Origin of the sequence: Halomonas sp., assembly GCF_033549285.1 — a bacterium.
Taxonomy (GTDB): Bacteria; Pseudomonadota; Gammaproteobacteria; order Pseudomonadales; family Halomonadaceae; genus Halomonas.
This window is the reverse complement of record NZ_JAWSUJ010000050.1, coordinates 1-18600: the sequence shown is the minus strand read 5'-3', so window position 1 is coordinate 18600 and position 18600 is coordinate 1. Positions and strand designations below refer to the sequence as shown.

15 protein-coding genes are annotated in these 18600 nt (G+C 69.1%); 2 read left to right on the top strand and 13 right to left on the bottom strand.

Features of this window, described 5'->3' with window-relative positions:
* Positions 1–172 precede the first annotated feature (172 nt).
* Entirely contained in the window at positions 173–1585 is a 1413-nt protein-coding gene (locus tag SCI24_RS12355) for a PhoH family protein (protein ID WP_318725664.1), read from the top strand.
* A 48-nt stretch (positions 1586–1633) separates the two neighbouring features.
* Here SCI24_RS12355 and SCI24_RS12350 read toward each other — a convergent pair whose 3' ends face one another.
* From SCI24_RS12350 to SCI24_RS12290, 13 genes are all read right to left on the bottom strand, one after another.
* Positions 1634–3463 carry a complex I subunit 5 family protein gene (locus tag SCI24_RS12350; RefSeq protein ID WP_318725663.1) on the bottom strand — a complete coding sequence of 610 codons (1830 nt, stop codon included), beginning with the start codon at positions 3461–3463 and terminating at the stop codon, positions 1634–1636.
* Positions 3460–4965, bottom strand: a complete 1506-nt coding sequence (locus SCI24_RS12345) for a complex I subunit 5 family protein (protein ID WP_318725662.1) — start codon at positions 4963–4965, stop codon at positions 3460–3462. Before SCI24_RS12345 ends, SCI24_RS12350 begins: the two co-directional genes overlap by 4 nt.
* Positions 4962–6434 (bottom strand): complex I subunit 5 family protein, encoded by a 1473-nt coding sequence (locus SCI24_RS12340; RefSeq protein ID WP_318725661.1) that lies wholly within the window; start codon positions 6432–6434, stop codon positions 4962–4964. Before SCI24_RS12340 ends, SCI24_RS12345 begins: the two co-directional genes overlap by 4 nt.
* A complete protein-coding gene (locus tag SCI24_RS12335; RefSeq protein WP_318725660.1) occupies positions 6431–7102 on the bottom strand; it encodes a hydrogenase subunit MbhD domain-containing protein in 672 nt (223 codons plus the stop codon). The genes SCI24_RS12340 and SCI24_RS12335 overlap by 4 nt, the downstream gene beginning before the upstream one ends.
* Positions 7103–7109: 7 nt before the next feature.
* Positions 7110–7331 (bottom strand): hypothetical protein, encoded by a 222-nt coding sequence (locus SCI24_RS12330; RefSeq protein ID WP_318725659.1) that lies wholly within the window; start codon positions 7329–7331, stop codon positions 7110–7112.
* A 77-nt stretch (positions 7332–7408) separates the two neighbouring features.
* On the bottom strand, positions 7409–8752 hold the full coding sequence (locus tag SCI24_RS12325) for a diguanylate cyclase (RefSeq protein WP_318725658.1): 1344 nt from the start codon (positions 8750–8752) through the stop codon (positions 7409–7411).
* Between the two features lie 122 nt (positions 8753–8874).
* Positions 8875–10077 carry a tryptophan synthase subunit beta gene (gene trpB, locus SCI24_RS12320; protein ID WP_318725657.1) on the bottom strand — a complete coding sequence of 401 codons (1203 nt, stop codon included), beginning with the start codon at positions 10075–10077 and terminating at the stop codon, positions 8875–8877.
* 86 nt (positions 10078–10163) lie between these two features.
* On the bottom strand, positions 10164–11096 hold the full coding sequence (locus tag SCI24_RS12315) for a prenyltransferase (protein WP_318725656.1): 933 nt from the start codon (positions 11094–11096) through the stop codon (positions 10164–10166).
* A gap of 30 nt (positions 11097–11126) precedes the next feature.
* Positions 11127–11795 carry an alpha/beta hydrolase gene (locus tag SCI24_RS12310; RefSeq protein ID WP_318725655.1) on the bottom strand — a complete coding sequence of 223 codons (669 nt, stop codon included), beginning with the start codon at positions 11793–11795 and terminating at the stop codon, positions 11127–11129.
* Between the two features lie 79 nt (positions 11796–11874).
* A complete protein-coding gene (locus SCI24_RS12305; protein ID WP_318725654.1) occupies positions 11875–13644 on the bottom strand; it encodes an SLC13 family permease in 1770 nt (589 codons plus the stop codon).
* A 188-nt stretch (positions 13645–13832) separates the two neighbouring features.
* Positions 13833–14039 carry a cold-shock protein gene (locus SCI24_RS12300; protein ID WP_040185674.1) on the bottom strand — a complete coding sequence of 69 codons (207 nt, stop codon included), beginning with the start codon at positions 14037–14039 and terminating at the stop codon, positions 13833–13835.
* A gap of 390 nt (positions 14040–14429) precedes the next feature.
* On the bottom strand, positions 14430–16079 hold the full coding sequence (locus tag SCI24_RS12295; protein WP_318725653.1) for a GMC family oxidoreductase: 1650 nt from the start codon (positions 16077–16079) through the stop codon (positions 14430–14432).
* Positions 16080–16180: 101 nt separating this feature from the next.
* Positions 16181–17692 carry a CoA-acylating methylmalonate-semialdehyde dehydrogenase gene (locus SCI24_RS12290; protein WP_318725652.1) on the bottom strand — a complete coding sequence of 504 codons (1512 nt, stop codon included), beginning with the start codon at positions 17690–17692 and terminating at the stop codon, positions 16181–16183.
* Between the two features lie 177 nt (positions 17693–17869).
* Between SCI24_RS12290 and SCI24_RS12285 the strand changes: the two genes are divergently transcribed.
* The coding region (locus SCI24_RS12285) for a LysR family transcriptional regulator (RefSeq protein ID WP_318725651.1) at positions 17870–18600 on the top strand (731 nt) is incomplete at its 3' end.

The window sequence follows — 18600 nt, the reverse complement described above, 5'->3', positions numbered from 1 at the left end:
CATGCTCGAAACAGGATGGCACCTCGCCGTCCGACAGGCATCCAACCAGGCAGGACCACAGGCAAGGAGGTGAACGTCGCATCGAGCGGGACGACACCGCGGGGCCCCTGTCACATGGCTGACATCGTGCGCCGGCAGTGTCGACACTATGACGACAAGGAGAACTGCGCCGATGGTACGCATCGACAAGAAGGCCACCCGGCTCTACGTGCTGGACACCAATGTCCTGATCCACGACCCCGCCGCCCTCTACCAGTTCGACGAGCACGAGGTGGTCATCCCCATGACCGTGCTCGAGGAGCTCGACAAGCACAAGAACGGCATCCGCGAGATCGCCCGCACCGCCCGCCAGGTCAGCCGCACCCTGTCCGACCTCACCGCCAGCGTCGATATCGACCAGATCCGCGACGGCATTCCCATCCCCCGACTCACCGGCCCAGAGGGGCGCCTGCGCCTGCTCTGCTACACCGACCTGAAACCGCTGGACCCGCTGGAAGAGAGCCCCGACAACCGCCTGCTGGCCGAGACCTGCCGACTGCGCGACGAGCGACCGGACGCCTCGGTGATACTCGTCACCAAGGACATCAACCTGCGGGTCAAGGCCGCCGCCCTGGGGGTGCCGGTGGAGGACTACCTCACCGATCGCGCCTTCGACGACAGCGACGCCATGCTCGATGGCGCCCGCATCTATCCCGATGCCGGCCACGACGGCAGCGGGCTCTGGGACAGCCTGGCGGTGGACGTCAAGGTCGAGCGCCGGGACCACCGGGTCGTCTACCGCCTGGCCGGCGACATCCCCCGCGAATGGCACCTCGGAATGCTGGTCTCCGACAGCGACAATGGCGCCAGCTTCGAGGCCATCGTGCGAGAGGCCGGGCCGAAGCACGCCCACCTCGAGCTGCTCACCAACTACCGTCACGCTACCAGCGTCTGGGGGGTGCACGCCCACGACAGCCGGCAGAACTTCACCCTCAACCTGCTGATGGACGACGACATCGACCTGGTGACCATCGCCGGCAGCGCAGGCACCGGCAAGACCTTCATGACCCTGGCCGCGGCCTTCCAGCAGACCCTGGACACCAAGCGCTTCGAGCGCATCGTCTTCACCCGGGCGCCGATCTCCATGAGCGAGGACATCGGCTTCCTGCCGGGCACCGAGGAGGAGAAGATGTCGCCCTGGATGGGGGCCTTCCACGACAACATGGACAACCTGCTGCGCGACGAGCATGACGGCAGCAGCACCTGGAACCAGGACGCCACCCGCCAGCTGCTCGGCTCGCGGGTGCAAATCCGCGCGCCCGGCTTCATGCGCGGGCGCACCCTCAACGACACCTTCCTGATCATCGACGAGGCACAGAACTTCACGCCCAAGCAGCTCAAGTCCCTGATCACCCGGGCCGGGCGCAACACCAAGATCGTCTGCCTGGGCAACGTCGGCCAGATCGACACGCCGTACCTGACCGCCAACACCTGTGGCATGGCGGCGGTGGTCCAGCACTTCCGCGACTGGCCCCATGCCGGCCATGTGACCCTCAAGAGCGTGGAGCGCTCGCGCCTGGCGCTCGCCGGGGAAGAGCTGCTCTGACCCACTGACCAGAAACGCCCGGCCTGACCCGTCGTTCGTCCCGGCGGATCAGGCCGGGCCCATCAAGGCCGTACCCAATAGCAACAGCAGGGCCAGTCCCACGGCCACGCCCATCATGAGCACCGCCGCATGGCAGCGCAGCCATCCCTCGCCGCGCGTCATGCCGTCCAATGTCTTGATGGCGTCGTGCTCGCGTGCCACCCACCAGGCCACCCAGGCCTCCAGGGCGCGGCCGAGCCGTGCCAGGTGCGCCTGCACCCGACGACGCGATGCCTGCCAGGCCCTCGCCAGCGGCCACCAGAGATCCCCGGGCGGCAGCCGTCGCATGAGCCGCAACGGGTGGCGACGCCCAGCGGCCCAGGCCGCGACCGAGCCCGCGAGACCCAGGGCCAGCGGCCACAGCAGCCCGGGGAGCTCGGCCAGCGGTGGCCAGCCATGGTTGACGGGCCCATCACCCAGCCACCAGGGCAACGCCAGTGCGGCCAGCAGTGTCGCCAGCCAGGCCAGCGGCATCGGGGCCACCAACGGCGCAAGGCCGTCCTCGCGCGCCTGGCGCTCGCCCTGCCACTGGCACCAGAGGGTGCGGGCCATCAGCACCGTGGTGCCCACCGCCGCCACGGAGAGCCAGGTCACCACGCCCTTCTCGTCGCCCTCGTAAAGCACCGCCTTGAAGGCCCACTTGGTGGCCAGTCCCGAGGCCAGGGCGCCGGTAAGCGACAGCGCCGGCAGCGCCAGCAGGGTCCAGAGCAGCCAGGCCGGCAGGCGCGGCGGGTGCTCGCCGATGCCCACCCCGAGAAACAGCGCCCCCTTGGTCAGGGCGTGGTGGGCGGCGAAGAGCACCACCGCCATCGACAGCGCCGGCCACAGCGAGGGGGCGACGAGCCCCATGGCCACCAGGGCGGTGATCATGCCCATCTGGCTGACGCTGGAGTAGGCCAGCACCGCCTTGGGGTGGCGCTGGCAGACCCCGTAGAGGGCCGCCCCGATGGCGGCCAGCAGGCCGGCCACCAGCATGACCTGTCCGAGCCAGGCGAAGGCCTCACCGGCGCCGGGTTCGCCCAGCGGCAGGGTGGCGAGCCAGCCGACCAGCCCCGCCTTGATCATCGCCCCGCTGAGCACCGCGCTGGCCGGCGTCGGCGCCACCGGGTGGGCCAGCGGCAGCCATAGGTGCAGCCCCACCACCCCCGCCTTGACCCCGAAGCCCAGCCAAAGCAGCAGGCCCATCCAGACGCCGCCGGATGCCTCGAGCATCCCCTCGCGCAGGCCACCCAGGGTGGTGGTGCCGATGCCGCCCGCCCCCCACAACAGTCCGGCCAGGATCAGCCCCTCGCCCAGCACCGCCATCACCAGGTAGGCCAGGCCACCGGTGCGGGCGTCCCGGGTCGCCGAGTGCACCACCAGACCGTAGGCGGCGAAGGTCATCACCGCGAAGCCCAGGTAGAAGCTGGGGATATCCTCGGCGACGAGCAGCAGCAGGTTACCCGAGAGCGTCAACGGCCAGAGCAGTGCGAAGCGCGTCAACCGGGCCTCGGCCGCCCCGTCGCCGGCCATCGCCTTGTCCTGCTCACCGGACAGGTAGCCCCGGGCATAGACCCCCGCCAGCAGCCACAGCAGCGTCGTGACGGCCAGCAATGGGCCCCGCGTGGCGTCCAGTGTCCAGTGTCCGCCGAGCAGCCACCAGTCCAGTGCCAAGGTTCCCTTGTCGACGCCCAAAGCCAGTGCCAGGGCGGGCAGCGGCGCGCTGCACCAGAGCCCGTCGAGCAGAACAGCCGGACGTCCACGATCGGCCAGGGCTGCCAGCAGCGGCACCCGCAGCAGCATCAGCAGCGGCCAGAGCAGCGTGGCAGGTAGGGCAAGTGCAAGAAGCGCATCGCTCATGGCAGGTACTCCGCGCTGGCCACACGGGTTGCCCACTCAAGCGGGCTGAAGGGCATGCCCGCCAGCATGCCGGCCATCAGGCTGAACAGCGCCGTGACCACCGCCGGCACCAGCAGCCAGGCGTGGGTCTCCAGCCGGCCCAGGCGGCGCTCCTCGGGCCACTCCCCCACGCCATGATCGGGTCCGGGACGAAACCACAGCCGGCCGAGGATCGGCAGAAAGTAGGCGGCGTTGAGCAGGCTACTGGCCACCAGCACGGCGATGACCCAAGGCATCCCGGCCTGGATGGCCCCGGTGCCCAGGTACCATTTGCTCAGGAAGCCCACCACCGGCGGCAGGCCGATCATGCCCAGCGCCCCCACCGTGAAGGCCATGCTGGTCAGCGGCATGCGTCGACCGGCACCGTCGAGTTCGTCGATGCGGTGGATGCCGAGCTCCTCGGCGTAGTTGCCGGCACAGAAGAACAGGGTGACCTTCATCAGGCCCTGGTGCAGCAGGTGCGAGAGCGCCGCGATGGTGCCCAGCGGGCCGAACAGGCCGATGCCAAGCACGATGTAGGAGACCTGGCTCACCGTGGAGTAGGCCAGTCGAGGCTTCAGCTCCTGCTGGGCCAGGGCACGCAGCGAGCCGTAGAGGATGGTCACCGACGCCACGGCCACCAGGCCGTTCAGCAGCCCCAGCGAGTCACTCAGCTCGATGCCGTAGACGTCATAGACCAGCCGCACGATGCCGAAGGCACCGGCCTTGACCACCGCCACCGCATGCAGCAGGGCGCTGACCGGCGCCGGCGCCACCATGGCCCGCGGCAGCCAGCCGTGCAGCGGCACCAGGGCCGCCTTGACACCGAACCCGGCAATCAGCACCCAGAAGAGGCCCACCAGCAGCGGCTGGCGGCCGGACCCGAGCTCGGCGAGGATCTCCCTCTCGCCGAAGCGGATGTCCCCGGCCAGGACATGCAGGGTGACCATGCCGACCATCAGCCCCAGTCCGGCGACCAGGGTGTAACGCAGGTAGACCTTGCCCGCCGCCAGTGCCTTCGAGGTCCCCCGGTGCACCACCAGGGGGTAGGTGGAGAGGGTCAGTAGCTCATAGAAGACCAGGAGGGTGAAGAGGTTGCCGGCCAGGCTGATCCCCAGGGTGCTGGCCACGCAGAGGCTGAAGAAGCCGAAGAAGCGCTTGCGGTTGGGGGAGTCCTCCAGGTAGCCGATGGCGTAGACGGTGGTGAGCAGCCAGAGCAGCGAGGAGAGCCCCGCGAACATGATCCCCAGGGCGTCGGCGCGCAGCACGAAGGGCAGTCCCTCGAGCACCGGGAACTCGACGGCATACTCGCGGCCGTGACTGAGTCCCCAGACCATCCAGGCCACCAGGCCGAGCTTGATCAGGGCCGCGCCGAGGTTGAGCCCGGTGCGCGCCCGGAAGGCGCGTTCCGGCAGCAGGAAGATCATCACCGCGGCGAGCAGCGACGTGCCCAGCGTCGCCAGCAGGATCAGCGCACCGCTCATGGCAGCCCCCCTTCCCGCAGCAGGGCCAGCGGCCACTCGGCGCCGAGCCCCAGCGCCAGGGACGCCAGGGCCAGCAGCAGGGCGATCAGGTCCATCCCCGCGGGCAGCGGCCGGAAGTCGTGACGGGGCGCGTCCTCGACGAAGGCGCAGCGAAAGACCCGGAACACGTAGGCGGCCGTCAGCAGGGTGCCGGCCACCAGCACGATGACCCACGGCCACTGCCCGGCGAGGATGGCCGCCTGCAGCAGCAGCCACTTGGCGGTGAAGCCGGCGCTGGGCGGCAGGCCCATCAGGGTCACCGAGGCGAGGCCGAAGGTCATCAGCGAAAGCGGCAGCTGTCGGCTGGTGCCTGCCAGGTCGGCGAGGCGGCTCTGGCCCACGGAGAGCACCAGGTTGCCGGCCGCCATGAACATGGCGGCCTTGGCCAGGGCATGCCCGGCCAGCTGCAGCCAGGTGGCCTGCCAGGCCAGGGTCGCCACCGCCGCCGAGGTGCCGGCCAGCAGCGGGAAGGCCAGCATCAGGTAGCCCAGTTGGCCCACCGTGGACCAGGCCACTACCTGCTTGAGCTCGCTGGCCCGCCAGGCCTGCAGCCCGCCCCACAGTATTGCCAGGGTGCCGAGGCCCCCGAGCAGCCAGGCCGCGGCCACCGCCTCGGGCACCAGCCGCTGCCACAGCTGTATCAGGATGAAGAAGGACGCCTTGACCACCAGTGCCCCGTGCAGGGCACTCACCGGGGTGAAGGCGCTGGCATGCACCGGCACCAGCCAGCCGTGAAGCGGGAAGATCGCCGCCTTGAGCAGCAGGCCAGCGGCCAGCAGGGCCATGGCGATGCCTGTTACCGCTCCCGGCTCCGTAGTGGCCTCCAGCCCTGCCAGGTCCAGCCGGCCCGTGGCTCCCAGCAGCAGCGCCACGCCCAGCAGCCAGGCCAGCGACCCCACCAGGGCATAGAGCAGGTAGCGCATGCCCGCCACGAGCGCATCGCCCGTGCCGGGCAGCAGCATCATGCCCACGGCGGTGAGTCCCATCAGCTCCAGCGCCGCGTAGAGGGTCAGCAGGTCGGCAGCCACCCAGATCAGGCCGAGCGCCGTGGCCAGCCCCCCCAGCAGCGGCCAGAACCCGGCGAAGGCGCGTTCGTCCAGCGCGGTGGCCCGCCGGTGTCCCACCGCATGGGCCGCACTGGCCAGCAGCAGCAGCTGTGTCAGCAACAGCAGAAGGCCCGCCAGTCCGTCCAGGCGCCAGTGGAGCACCAGCCCGCCGGGTGACCAGGTCCCCTCGAGCAGGCCACCCGACGCGACGCGATGCAGCAGCCAGAGGGTCGCCAGCGGCAGCGACGCGCCGGCCAGCAATACCAGCAGCATGCGCCGGGGAGGAAAGCGCCACGCCACCAGCCCCAGCAGCGGCGGGGCCAGCAGCGCCAGCCACAGCACCGCCGCCTCGAGGGGCAGGGACGCCTCCGGCGGCGCACTCATCGGTCGTCTCCTGCCCCGCCGTCCAGGGTCACTCGGCCGTCCAGGGCATGCAGGCGACGCAGCAGAACCGCGCCGAGCACCGAACCGACCAGGGCCACTACCAGCCCCACCAGGATCAGCCCCTGGACCTCCACCAGCTGGCCGGCCAGACCGATCAGCAGCAGGAAGACCCCCGAGCCCAGCACGTTGAAAGCCAGCAGGCGACGCAGCAGATGATGGTGGTGGGCGAAGGCCCAGAGGCCCATCACCATGATGGCCAGCCCCGCGATCAGCAGCGGCCGACGCATCACCTCACTCGGAACGGAGAGCTCGCCGGCACCGAGCAACCCCCATATGGCCCCAGCGGCCAGAGCCAGCCAGGCGAGGGCCGCCAACCAGCGCGCTATAGCCTGGTGGCGGGGGCGAGTTTCATGGTCACGCGAAGGGAGACGAGACCGGGACCCCAGACTGCCCAGCCCGTGGAACAGGGCCATACCGGTCAGCAGCGCGCCCAGCACCGCCTCGGCGAGTGCCAGCCAGGGCGCACCGAGGCGCCACCAAGCCAGCGCCATCAGCAGGGCAAAGGCAATGAAGGCCAGGCAGGCGCGCGGAAGGTAGCGGTCGAGAAGACAGGCCGCCGGCAGGATCACCAGCAGGCCGGCCGGAAGCAGTTCGCCCGACAGCGACACCGCCGACTCAGCGGTCGACGCGGTTGACGGCCTTCTCGATCAGCGCCTCGCTCTCGCTACCGGGGCCCTTCCTCAGCACCGTCTGGGCCTCGTGCCAGAGGCAGATAAAGCGATGGCAGGAGGCGCAGTGCACCTGGTCATCGGGGTTCTTCACCTGGGAGACCCGCATCAGGTGGCTGCCGCAGCTTGGACAGGCGACCGGCAGGCGAAAGTCTTCCGACAGGGACATGGCAATGCTCCTCGTGTTGCAGGGTGGATGATGCCCATCCTGCCGATATCGGCCGCGATTCGCCAGCCGCCCGCCTCTCATCGGCGGGCCTCCTCGCGGATCCGGGGGTAGCCCGGCGATCCCGCCAGTCGATTGCGACCCTCGTGCTTGGCGCGGTAGAGCGCCTGGTCGGCCTGGGACAGCGCCAGGTCGAGGCTGCCTTCCGGCGGCAGCACCGCCAGCCCCAGGCTCACCGTGATCCGCAGCGTGGCGTCCGCCACCTCGAGCTCGATCGCCTCCACGGCGGTGCGCAGGCGATCGAGCACGCCCCAGGCCTCCTCGGGCGAGGTGTCCTCCAGCATGATGGCAAACTCCTCGCCGCCGATGCGGGCGAAGAGGTCATAGGGGCGCAGGCAGTCACGACAGGTCGTGGCGAAGGCCTGGAGGGCCAGGTCACCGACGGCATGGCCATGGGTGTCGTTGAGGCGCTTGAAGTGGTCGATATCGAGCATCGCCAGGGGCACCGAACGGCCCTGGCGGGTGGCATGGGCGCGCACTGCCTCGCCGAAATCGAAGAAGGCCCGGCGATTGAGCGCCCCGGTAAGCATGTCGGTGCTGACCAGGCGCTGGGTGCGCTGCTCCTCCTGCTTGCGCGGGGTGATGTCGATCAGCAGGCCGTCCCACAGGGTGGTGCCGTCACGCCGGCGCGAGGGGCTGGCCCGGCCCTCGAGCCAGCGGACGCCGTCGGCCGTCTCGAGGCGGAACTCCAGCCACCAGGGCTCCTGGCTCACCGCCGACTGGGCCAGGGAGGTGGTCAGGGCAGCCCGGTCCTCGGCCTGGACCCGCTCAAGCAGCGTATCGGCGCGCTCCATCACCGAGCGCGGTGAGAGGCCCGCCAGCGCGCGCAGCCCGTCGCCGAGATAGAGGAAGTCGAGCCCCCCCCGGGCATCCTGGCGAAGCTGGAAGACCACCCCCGGGAGCCGCGATAGGGTCCCCTGGAGACGCTCCAGCAGGGCATGGTCGTGAAGGGCCTTCTGCCGCAGTTCCGTGATGTCGTGGAGGGTCACCAGCAGCCGCAGGGGCTCGCCCCGGCCTACCTCCAGGAGCTGGAAGACGCCATCCTGGTGAATCAGACGGCCATCGGCCCGACGGCACAGCAGTGCGCCCCGCCAGGACCGGCGACGCGCGACGCAGTGGGCCAGGGCATGGCTGATGTCACCGTGCAGCGGGTCCACGTCCAGGCAGGTGACGCGGCGACCGACCAGGGTCTCGGCCGGATGGCCACTATGCGCCTCGAAGCCCGGATTGACCCGCAGGATAACCCCGTGGGCATCGGTGAGCACGACGACACCCGGGAAGCAGTCCAGCAGCGCCTCGGCCAGCGGCTCCTGCTCCCCCCTGTGCGATCTCCATGTTCGCCACATGTCCCTGATTCGCGCCATGCCCCGCACCCTGGGGATCCCCGCATCGGTTTCGTAGGGAGGGGCCTCCCGCCCCATCACCCCCCCTACCCTACCCCAGGATGGCAGACGGCACATGGAAAAATGACGATGTCGGGCCCCGCCTAGAGTTTCAGCCGATCCGCCACATAGTCGGCGTCCTTGTCGCCGCGGCCGGAGAGGTTGACCAGGATATGCTGGTCGGCCGGCAGGGTTGGCGCCACGCGCATCGCCCAGGCTACGGCATGGGCGCTCTCCAGGGCCGGGATGATGCCCTCGACGCGGGAGAGGGTCAGGAAGGCTTCCAGGCACTCGTCGTCGCTGGCGCTCTGGTAGTCCACCCGGCCCTGCTCCTTGAGGTAGCTGTGCTGCGGCCCCACGCCCGGATAGTCGAGGCCCGAGGCGATGGAGTGCACCGCCATGGGGTTGCCGGCCTCGTCCTCCAGCACGTAGCAGGCCATGCCATGGATCTCGCCGGGCCGGCCCAGGGTCAGGGTGGCGGAGTGACGCGGGGTGTCGAGCCCCTCGCCGGCCGGCTCCACGCCCACCAGGTGCACGTCCTCGTCCTCGAGGAAGGCGGTGAACATGCCGATGGCGTTGGAGCCGCCGCCCACGCAGGCGGCCACGTGGTCGGGCAGGCGACCATGGCGCGCCAGGAACTGCTCGCGGGCCTCGCGGCCGATGATCGACTGGAAGTCGCGCACCATCTTCGGGAAGGGGTGCGGCCCCACCACCGAGCCGATGGCATAGATGAAGTGCTGCGGGTCCTTTAGGTACTCCTCGAAGGCGCTGTCCACGGCATCCTTGAGGGTCGCCGTGCCGCGGGTCACCGGAATCAGGGTAGCCCCCAGGATCTTCATCTTGGTGACGTTGGGATGCTCCTTCTCGATGTCCACCTGCCCCATGTGGATCTCGCAGGGGATGCCCACCAGGGCGCAGGCGGTGGCCAGCGCCACGCCGTGCTGGCCGGCGCCGGTCTCGGCGATCACCTTGGTCTTGCCCATGAACTTGGCGAGCAGCGCCTCGCCCAGGCAGTGATTGATCTTGTGGGCCCCGGTGTGGTTGAGGTCCTCGCGCTTGAGGTGGATCTGGGCGCCGCCCAGCTTCTCGGAAAGCCGCCGGGCGTGGAAGATCGGGCTGGGGCGCCCCACGTAGTCGGCGAAGAGGCCCTCCAACTCGGTGCGGAAATCCTCGCGGACGCGGATCTCCTCGTAGGCGGCGTCGATCTCGTCCATCACCGCCTTGAGCTCGGGCGGGATCAGCTGGCCGCCGAAACGGCCGAAGTAGCCCTGGGCATCGGGGAGGTTGGCGAAGGGGGAAGTGCTCATGGTCTCGGTCCTGACGGCATGCGGAATAACGGCCTGCCATCCTGCCCCGCCCTCCCGACGCTGTCGAGGCGACCTTCGCCGAAGCCTCAGGCCGCCAGCCAGAGCCCGAGGTTGAGCAGTGCCAGGCTGCCCAGCAGCAGTGCAACATTCAGTCCCAGCCACGGCAGCAGCGGCGCTGGGTCGCCGGGCGACACCTCGGCTGGCAGGCGCCAGAGCCCCATCGCCAGTCGCAGCGCCGCCGGGGCGGCCAGCCACATCAGCAAGGCCCAGGCGGGCAGCCAGCCGCCCAGCCAGGCCAGCGGGACCACCGCGAAGGCAACAAGCACCAGGGCCGCCACCAGGCGCGCCGCGTGCCTCGGCCCCAGCACGATGGCCAGGTGGTGGCGCCCGGCCAGTCGGTCAGGCTCGATATCCGGCAACTGGTTGGCCAGCAGCAGCGCGCTGACCATCAGGGTCGGCACCAGCGAGGCGGACAGGGCCGTGGCGGAGAAGGCCCCGGTGAGCGCCTGGTTCGCGCCCACCACCATCAGGGTGCCGAAGCCGATTCCCGGCGCGGCCAGGCAGAGCCAGGGGCGGCGGGTCAGCCAGCCGGTATAGGCCACCACCAGCGCCATGCCGAGCAGCCCATAGAGCAGCATGACCGGCCCCGAGTGCCACAGGAACCAGCTACCGATGGCCACCACCCCGGCCAGGCAGGCGAAGGCGGCGCGGCGCACGGCCTCCGCCGCCGCGGGGTGCCGAGGCAGCGAACCGCTGCCGCCCGAGAAGGGCGTGCGGACGGTGGTGGCATCCAGGCCGCTGACGAAGTCGTGATGCTCGTTGAACAGGTTCACCGCGGCGTGGGCCAGCAGGGCGGCGAGCAGCACCAGCAGGATCGCGTGCCCCTCGGGGGCGTGGCCGTCGTGCCAGGCGGTGGTCACCGCCAGGCCTGCGCAGAGCGGCGAGAGCACCAGGAAGTTCGGGCGCGTACTGCGCCAGCAGGCGAGCAGCCCGGCGGTCGGGGACGTGGTGGCCGTCATGGGACACTCATGGGCATGGAACGGAGCCCCTCAGCGGGCAAGGCGCTCGGCGAACCAGCGGCCGATGTCACCGACCTGCTGCGGGCAGAGCGCGTGGGCCATGGGATAGCGGCGATAATGCGCCGGATAGCCCAGCGATTCGACCTGCTCGTAGCCGGCCTTGCCCAGCGACTCGGGGACCACCGGGTCGAAGCTGCCGTGGTGCACCTCGATGGGCAGACCGCGGTTGGCCTCGGAGAGTGTGATGCTGTCGGCCGTGGCGAAGTAGGTGGAGAGCGCCAGCAGGCCACCCAGCGGCGCCTCGAAGGAGAGGGCCGCCTGGTAGGCCACCGCCCCGCCCTGGGAGAAGCCCGCCAGGATGATGCGACGACTGTCGATGCCGTGCTCGATCTGCTCCCGCACCAGGGCCTGGATGCGCTCGGCGGAGGCCATCAGCTGGGGCTCGTCGATCTGGCGGTCGAGGCTCATCTCCTTGATGTCGTACCAGGCCGGCATGACCATGCCGCCGTTGATGGTCACCGGCAGGCGCGGCGCATGGGGCAGGATGAAGCGCACGGCGGCATCGTCGGGCAGGGGCAGCGCCGGCACCAGCGGTTCGAAATCATGGCCGTCGGCGCCCAGGCCATGGAGGATGAAGACGCAGGCGTCCGCGGGCTTGCCGTTTCTCGGCTCGATGATCAGTTCGCCGGGGTGGTTCATGGGGTCGTCTCCAGGGCCGCTCAGGGGATCGGTCAAAGGTCGACACCCTACCGCAAACGCCGCCCGGCGGCGAGCGCGCTCAGAAGGGCCAGATCAGCGGGATCAGGGCCAGGGCCACCGCGGCGGTCAGCAGGTTCAGGAGCCCCCCGAGGCGCAGGAAGTCACCGAAGCGGTAGCCACCGGGGCCGAAGACCATCAGGTTGGTCTGGTAGCCGATGGGCGTCAGGAAGCTGGCCGAGGCGGCGAACATCACCGCGACTACATAGGGCATGGGGCTCACGCCGAGGCTCTCGGCACTGGCCATGACCACCGGGAAGGTGATCACCGCGGCAGCATTGTTGGTGACAAGTTCGGTGAGAAGCGCGACCAGCAGGTAAGTGCCGATCAGCAGCAACAGCGGGTTGCCGCCGGCGAGCCCCAGGGCCAGGTCGGCCAGGCTGGCCGCCGCCCCCGAACTTTCCAGCGCTGCCCCGAGACCGAAGGAGGCGGCGATGGTCAGCAGCACCTGGGTGTCCAGCCCCCGCTTGGCCGCCCCCACCGTGCAGCAGCCGGTACCCAGCGCCAGGGCCGCGCCCAGCATGGCGGCATTCATCATGCTGGTCACGCCCAGGGTGGCCAGCACCACCACGCCGGCCAGGATGCCCCAGGCCAGCCCGGCCTTCTCGTGGATCGGGCGGGCCGAGCCGTTGACCTTGCTGATCAGCAGGAAGTCGCGCGACTGGCGATGCCGCTCGATGAAGGGCGGGCGCGCCTCCAGCAGCAGCACGTCGGCGGGCTGCAGGCGGATCTGGCCGAGGTTGCCGGCGACCCGCTCGCCGCCGCGGCACACCGCCAGCACGGCGGCACCATAGAGGGTCCGGAAGTGGCCGTCGCGAATGCGCCGGCCGATGAACTGGCACTGGTCGGAGACCACTGCCTCCACCAGGCGGCGCTCCTTGAAGTCCTTCTCGAGGCTCGACTCGCCCTGCCGGGTCGGCACCAGGCCGCGGATCTGCTGCAGCTCCACGGCTCCCTCGCTGGTGCCGGCAAAGACCAGCCGGTCACCGCCCTTGAGTCGCTCGCCCGGCCCCACCACGCTGACGATGTTGCCCTCGCGCTCGATCTCGACCAGGAACAGCTCCTGGAGGTGGCGCAGCCCGGCCTCCTCCACCGTGCGATCGACCAGCGGGCCGCCGGCGTCCACCTCCATCTCGATGGTGAACTCGCGGGGGTTCTCGAAGACCGCCTCCGCCCCGCGCCTTGCCGGCAGCAGCCGCGGGCCCAGCAGGACCAGATAGGCCAGGCCCACCACCGCCACCGGCAGCCCCACCCAGGCGATGTCGAACAGCCCCATGGCCAGGGACGGGTCGCGATCGATCAGCAGGCCATGCACGACCAGGTTGGTGCTGGTGCCGAACAGGGTGATGGTACCGCCGAGGATCGAGGCGAAACTGAGCGGCATCAGCAGGCGATGCGCCGGCACGGAGATTCGCCGGCTCCAGCTCAGCACGGCGGGGATGAAGGTCGCCACCACGGGGGTGTTGTTGAGCACACCGCTCAGCGAGGCCACCGGCAGCAGCAGGCGCACCAGCGCCCGTCCCTCGCTGCGGGGGCGCCCCAGCACATGGCGGATGATCAGGTCGATGCCGCCGGTCTCGCGGATGCTGGTGACCAGCACGTACATGAAGGCCACGGTGAACAGGCCCGTGCTGGAGAAGCCCGCCAGGGCCTGGCCGGGGTCGATTACCCCCAGGGTCAGCAGCAGGATCACCGCACCGAGCAGCACGATGTCGGGGCCCACGCGCGAGAAGGCCATCAGCGGGAAGACGGCGATGACGACGGCGAGAGAGAGCCAGGCATCCAGCGGCATGGGCAGATCCGGTGACGAAGGGGAAAGGGCCCATTGTGACCGCCACCAGTTATTCTAAAAAGTTATTTTTAGAAATCTTTCTATATTTTATTGGAATATAAGAGCCTAAGGCCCCACAACGAGAAAGGCCCGCTTTCGCGGGCCTTTCTCACCTGCCGTTAGGCAGTCACATCTAGGTCGGTCGACGTTCAGCCGATGACCTGGATGTTGGAAGCCTGGAGGCCTTTCTTGCCCTGGGTGACGTCGAAGGAGACCTTCTGACCGTCTTGCAGGGACTTGAAGCCTTCAGCCTTGATCTCGGAGAAGTGAGCGAACAGGTCGTCACCGTTGTCGTCCGGAGAAATGAAGCCGAAGCCTTTGGTGTCGTTGAACCACTTGACGGTACCGGTAGCCATTATCGAATTCCTCGAATAGCGTTAGATTGTGCCGGGAAATACCCGAGTTGCAGTGGGTAAAACAAGAAACTTTCACCGGGAAATCGACGCCATGAGCTTTCGATGACCACTTGCGATGTTCCACTTGCTAACCAACTGCGGGCATAGTGCGCCGTTGCCGTGCGCAGGTCAAACACTATTTGCGGCGGATGACAGGAATATTGCCACCCACGTTATTGGCTACCAGGAAGCGCCTGGACACGCCCGAGCCTGCTGGCCGGTTCACCGGGACGTCCGAATGCCCAAGTCCATGACGCCATCGGCGGCAAGGGAGCCCGCGTCGGCAACACCTTCGCCGATCTGACAACGGCAGGCCCTGGCCTGTCGTTGTCAGATCGGGGATACGGCTGTTTACGCCCCGCCCATGATCCAGCGTGCGGCCTTCTCGGCGATCATCAGCGTCGGCGAGTTGGTGTTGCCGCTGGTGATGGTGGGCATGACGCCTGCATCCACCACGCGCAGCCCCGCCACCCCGTGCACCCGCAGGCGAGCATCCACCACCGCCATGGGGTCATCATCGCGCCCCATCTTCGTGGTGCCCACCGGGTGGAAGATGGTGGTGCCGATATCCCCCGCCAGGCGGGCCAGGTCATCGTCACTCTGGTACTCCAGGCCAGGCTTGACCTCCTCTGGCGAATACCTCGCGAAGGCCGGCTGCTCGGCGATGCGCCGCGTGACCCGCAGCGAGTCCGCCGCCACCTTGCGATCCTCGGGGGTGCTCAGGTAGTTGGGCGCGATGGCCGGGGCCTGGCGCGGGTCGGCGCTCTTGATACGCACCGTGCCGCGGCTGGTCGGGTTGAGGTTGCACACGCTCGCCGTGATCGCCGGGAAGTCGTGCAGCGGCTGGCCGAAGGCCTCGAGGCTCAGCGGCTGGACGTGGTACTCGATGTTGGGATGTTGGTACTCGTCGGAGCTGCGCGTGAAGGCACACAGCTGCGAGGGCGCCATGCTCATGGGGCCGGAGCGCTTGAGCAGGTACTCGAGCCCGATGCCCGCCTTGCCGACCAGCGAGTTGGCCATGGTGTTGAGGGTCTTGGCACCCTTCACCCGATACACCGAGCGGATCTGCAGGTGGTCCTGGAGGTTCTCTCCTACCCCCGGCAGGTCATGGACCACCGGGATGTCGTGCTGGCGCAGCAGGTCGGCCGGGCCGATGCCAGAGAGCTGCAGCAGCTGCGGCGAGCCGATGGCACCCGCGGAGAGGATCACCTCGCGGCCGGCCTGCACCGTGATTGCTTTCCCGCCGCGCTCGAGGCGCACGCCGGTGCAGCGCGGCGTGTCGCCCCGGCCGGTCTCGAGCTCGAGCCCCAGCACCTGGGTGGAGTGCCACAGGGTCAGGTTGTCGCGCTTCTCGGCCCCGCGCAGGAAGGCCTTGGAGGTGTTCCAGCGCCAGCCCGAGCGCTGGTTGACCTCGAAGTAGTCGACTCCCTCGTTGTCACCGCGGTTGAAATCGCGGGTCCGCGGGATGCCGGCCTCCACGGCCGCGGTGGCAAAGTCATCGAGCACCTGCCACTTGAGGCGCTGCTTCTCCACCCGCCACTCGCCGCCGTGGCCATGGAAGTCGCGGTGGGCAGCGTCGGCATCGCCGCCGGCGTCCAGGCGGTGGTGGTCCTCGTGCCTCATGAAGTCGGGCAGGCAGTTCTCCCAGCGCCAGGCCTCGTCGCCGGTGGCCTCGGCCCAACCGTCATAGTCGCGCGACTGGCCGCGGATATAGAGCATGCCATTGATGCTGGAGCAGCCGCCGAGGGTCTTGCCGCGGGGATAGATCAGCGAGCGGCCGTTGAGCCCGGGGTCGGCCTCGGTGCGAAAGCACCAGTCGGTGCGCGGGTTGTTGATACAGTAGAGGTAACCCACCGGGATGTGGATCCAGTGGTAGTTGTCGCGACCACCCGCCTCGATCAGCAGCACCCGGTTGGCCGGGTCGGCGCTCAGGCGGTTGGCCAGCAGGCAGCCGGCGGTGCCGGCTCCCACCACGATATAGTCGAATTCCTGGTCAGCCATGGCGTGCTCTCAAGTCGCAATAGGCTCGAGGCTACCCCGTCGACAGCGCCCCCTCGCAACGCTGTCGACGGCGCCTCTCACCCGCGCGATGGTAGTCAGTATTATTTATGCGTCGGCATGGCGAACTCAGACCCGCCATGTATGGAGTCCGACCAGCGCTGCATGATCGACTTCTGCCTGGTGTAGAAGCGCACCCCCTCCTCGCCGTAGGCGTGGGTGTCGCCGAACAGCGAGCGCTTCCAGCCACCGAAGCCATGCCAGGCCATGGGCACCGGGATCGGCACGTTGATGCCGACCATGCCCACCTGTATGCGGCGCCCGAACTCGCGGGCCACGCTACCGCTCTCGGTGAAGCAGCTCACGCCGTTGCCGAACTCGTGGTCGTTGATCAGCTGGATGGCGGTGGCGATGTCGGGCACCCGCACGCAGGCCAGCACCGGGCCGAAGATCTCTTCCTTGTAGATGGTCATCTCCGGAGTGACGTGGTCAAACAGCGAGCCGCCCATCCAGAAGCCCTCGGCGCAATCGTCGCCGGTACCGCTGGCATCGAAGTCACGGCCGTCGACGACCAGGTCGGCCCCCTCGCTCACGCCCTTCTCGATATAGCCGGTGATGCGCTGGTGTGCCTGGGCGGTGACGATGGGCCCCATCTCGGCATCCAGCTCCAGGCCATTCTTGACCTTGAGTGCGCGCGCCCGCTCGGCCAGGCGCGGTACCAGCTCGTCGGCCACGTCACCCACCAGCACCGCCACGCTGATCGCCATGCAGCGCTCACCGGCGCTGCCGTAGGCGGCGCCGGTGAGCGCATCCACGGCCTTGTCGAGGTCGGCATCGGGCATCACCACCATGTGGTTCTTGGCGCCGCCCAGGGCCTGGACGCGCTTGCCGTGACGGGCCCCCCGCTCGTAGATCAGGTTGGCAATCGGTGTGGAGCCGACGAAGGAGAGTGCCTTGACGTCGGGGTGGTCGAGGAGCGCCTCCACGGACTCCTTGTCGCCCTGCACCACGTTGAAGACGCCATCCGGCAGCCCCGCCTGCTTGAGCAGCTCGGCGATCAGCAGCGAGGCACTGGGGTCCAGCGGACTCGGCTTGAGGATGAAGCTGTTGCCACAGGCGATGGCCACCGGGAACATCCACATCGGCACCATGGCCGGGAAGTTGAAGGGGGTGACGCCGGCGACCACGCCCAGCGGCTGGCGCAGGGTCCAGTTGTCGATGCCGGTGCTGACCTGCTCGGTGTAGTCGCCCTTGAGCAGCTGCGGGATGCCGCAGGCGAACTCGACGATGTCGATGCCGCGCGCCACCTCACCCTGGGCATCGGTGAACACCTTGCCATGCTCCAGGGTGATCGCCCGCGCCAGCTCATCCTTGTGCTCGTTGAGCAGCTGGAGGAACTTGAACATCACCCGTGCGCGGCGGATCGGCGGGGTATCGGCCCAGGCCGGGAAGGCGGCCTTGGCGGCGTCCACCGCCGTGGCCACATCGGCCTGGGAGGCCAGGGCCACCTGGCCGGTCACCTGGCCGGTGGCCGGGTTGGTCACGGCCTGGTGCTGGCCAGACTCGCCGGCTGACATTTGCCCATTGATATAATGCTGGATGCTGGCTGTGCTCATGGCGGCCTCGTCTCGTCGTTGTCGGAATCGGGGATGAACGTCCGTTGTCGGGGGTGGGGCGTGACAGAATCGACCCCATTGGCGCCTAGACTAGCCCCATCGTCATCAGGATCAATTGAGTTATTCAAAACCAGCGTATAAGTTTGGCTGATATCACTCCACCGAGGAGGCGACACCGTGCAGGACCTCCAGACCCTGCGTGCCTTCGTCACCGTGGCCCGGGAAGGCAGCGTCTCCCGCGCCGCCGAGCGCCTGCACCTGACCCAGCCCGCGGTGAGCCTGAAGCTCAAGCAGTTCCAGGCGGGCCTCGCCCTCACGCTGTTCCAGCGCCGCCCCCAGGGGCTGGAACTCACCGCAGACGGTCGAGCGCTGCTGCCCGCCGCCGAGAAGGCGCTGGCGGCCATGGCCGCCTTCGAGCAGAACGCCCGGGCCCTGCACAGCACGCTGCGGGGCCGGCTGAAGATCGGCACCATCGTCGACCCGGAGTTCATCCGTCTGGGGGCCTTCCTGCGTCGCCTGGTGGAGCGTGCCCCGCAGCTCGAGACCGAGCTGCACCACGGCATGAGCGGCACCGTGCTGGAGTGGGTGCGTCGCGGTGAGCTGGACGTCGGCTTCTTCCTGGCGTCGCCCGGCGAGGGGCCGGGCGTCGTGGAGATCGCCCATTGCGAGCTCACCCACTTCGACTACCACGTGATCGCCCCGGCCGGCTGGGGCAGCCGCCTGGCCGGCGCCGACTGGCCCCGGCTCGCCACCCTGCCGTGGATCACCACGCCCGAGAATTCCGCCCATCACCGCCTCCTGCATGGCGTGCTCGACCCGCTGGGCATCGTGCCCAACGGCGTGGCCCAGGTGGACCAGGAGGCCTGCATGCTCGACCTGGTGCGCGCCGGCGTGGGTCTCAGCCTGGC

Bases quoted from the DNA above. Each gene is read 5' to 3' on its own strand.
- SCI24_RS12355 (WP_318725664.1), top strand. From the start codon at position 173: ATGGTACGCATCGACAAGAAGGCCACCCGGCTCTACGTGCTGGACACC.
- SCI24_RS12350 (WP_318725663.1), bottom strand. From the start codon at position 3,463: ATGAGCGATGCGCTTCTTGCACTTGCCCTACCTGCCACGCTGCTCTGG.
- SCI24_RS12345 (WP_318725662.1), bottom strand. From the start codon at position 4,965: ATGAGCGGTGCGCTGATCCTGCTGGCGACGCTGGGCACGTCGCTGCTC.
- SCI24_RS12340 (WP_318725661.1), bottom strand. From the start codon at position 6,434: ATGAGTGCGCCGCCGGAGGCGTCCCTGCCCCTCGAGGCGGCGGTGCTG.
- SCI24_RS12330 (WP_318725659.1), bottom strand. From the start codon at position 7,331: ATGTCCCTGTCGGAAGACTTTCGCCTGCCGGTCGCCTGTCCAAGCTGC.
- SCI24_RS12325 (WP_318725658.1), bottom strand. From the start codon at position 8,752: ATGGCGCGAATCAGGGACATGTGGCGAACATGGAGATCGCACAGGGGG.
- trpB (WP_318725657.1), bottom strand. From the start codon at position 10,077: ATGAGCACTTCCCCCTTCGCCAACCTCCCCGATGCCCAGGGCTACTTC.
- SCI24_RS12315 (WP_318725656.1), bottom strand. From the start codon at position 11,096: ATGACGGCCACCACGTCCCCGACCGCCGGGCTGCTCGCCTGCTGGCGC.
- SCI24_RS12310 (WP_318725655.1), bottom strand. From the start codon at position 11,795: ATGAACCACCCCGGCGAACTGATCATCGAGCCGAGAAACGGCAAGCCC.
- SCI24_RS12305 (WP_318725654.1), bottom strand. From the start codon at position 13,644: ATGCCGCTGGATGCCTGGCTCTCTCTCGCCGTCGTCATCGCCGTCTTC.
- SCI24_RS12300 (WP_040185674.1), bottom strand. From the start codon at position 14,039: ATGGCTACCGGTACCGTCAAGTGGTTCAACGACACCAAAGGCTTCGGC.
- SCI24_RS12295 (WP_318725653.1), bottom strand. From the start codon at position 16,079: ATGGCTGACCAGGAATTCGACTATATCGTGGTGGGAGCCGGCACCGCC.
- SCI24_RS12290 (WP_318725652.1), bottom strand. From the start codon at position 17,692: ATGAGCACAGCCAGCATCCAGCATTATATCAATGGGCAAATGTCAGCC.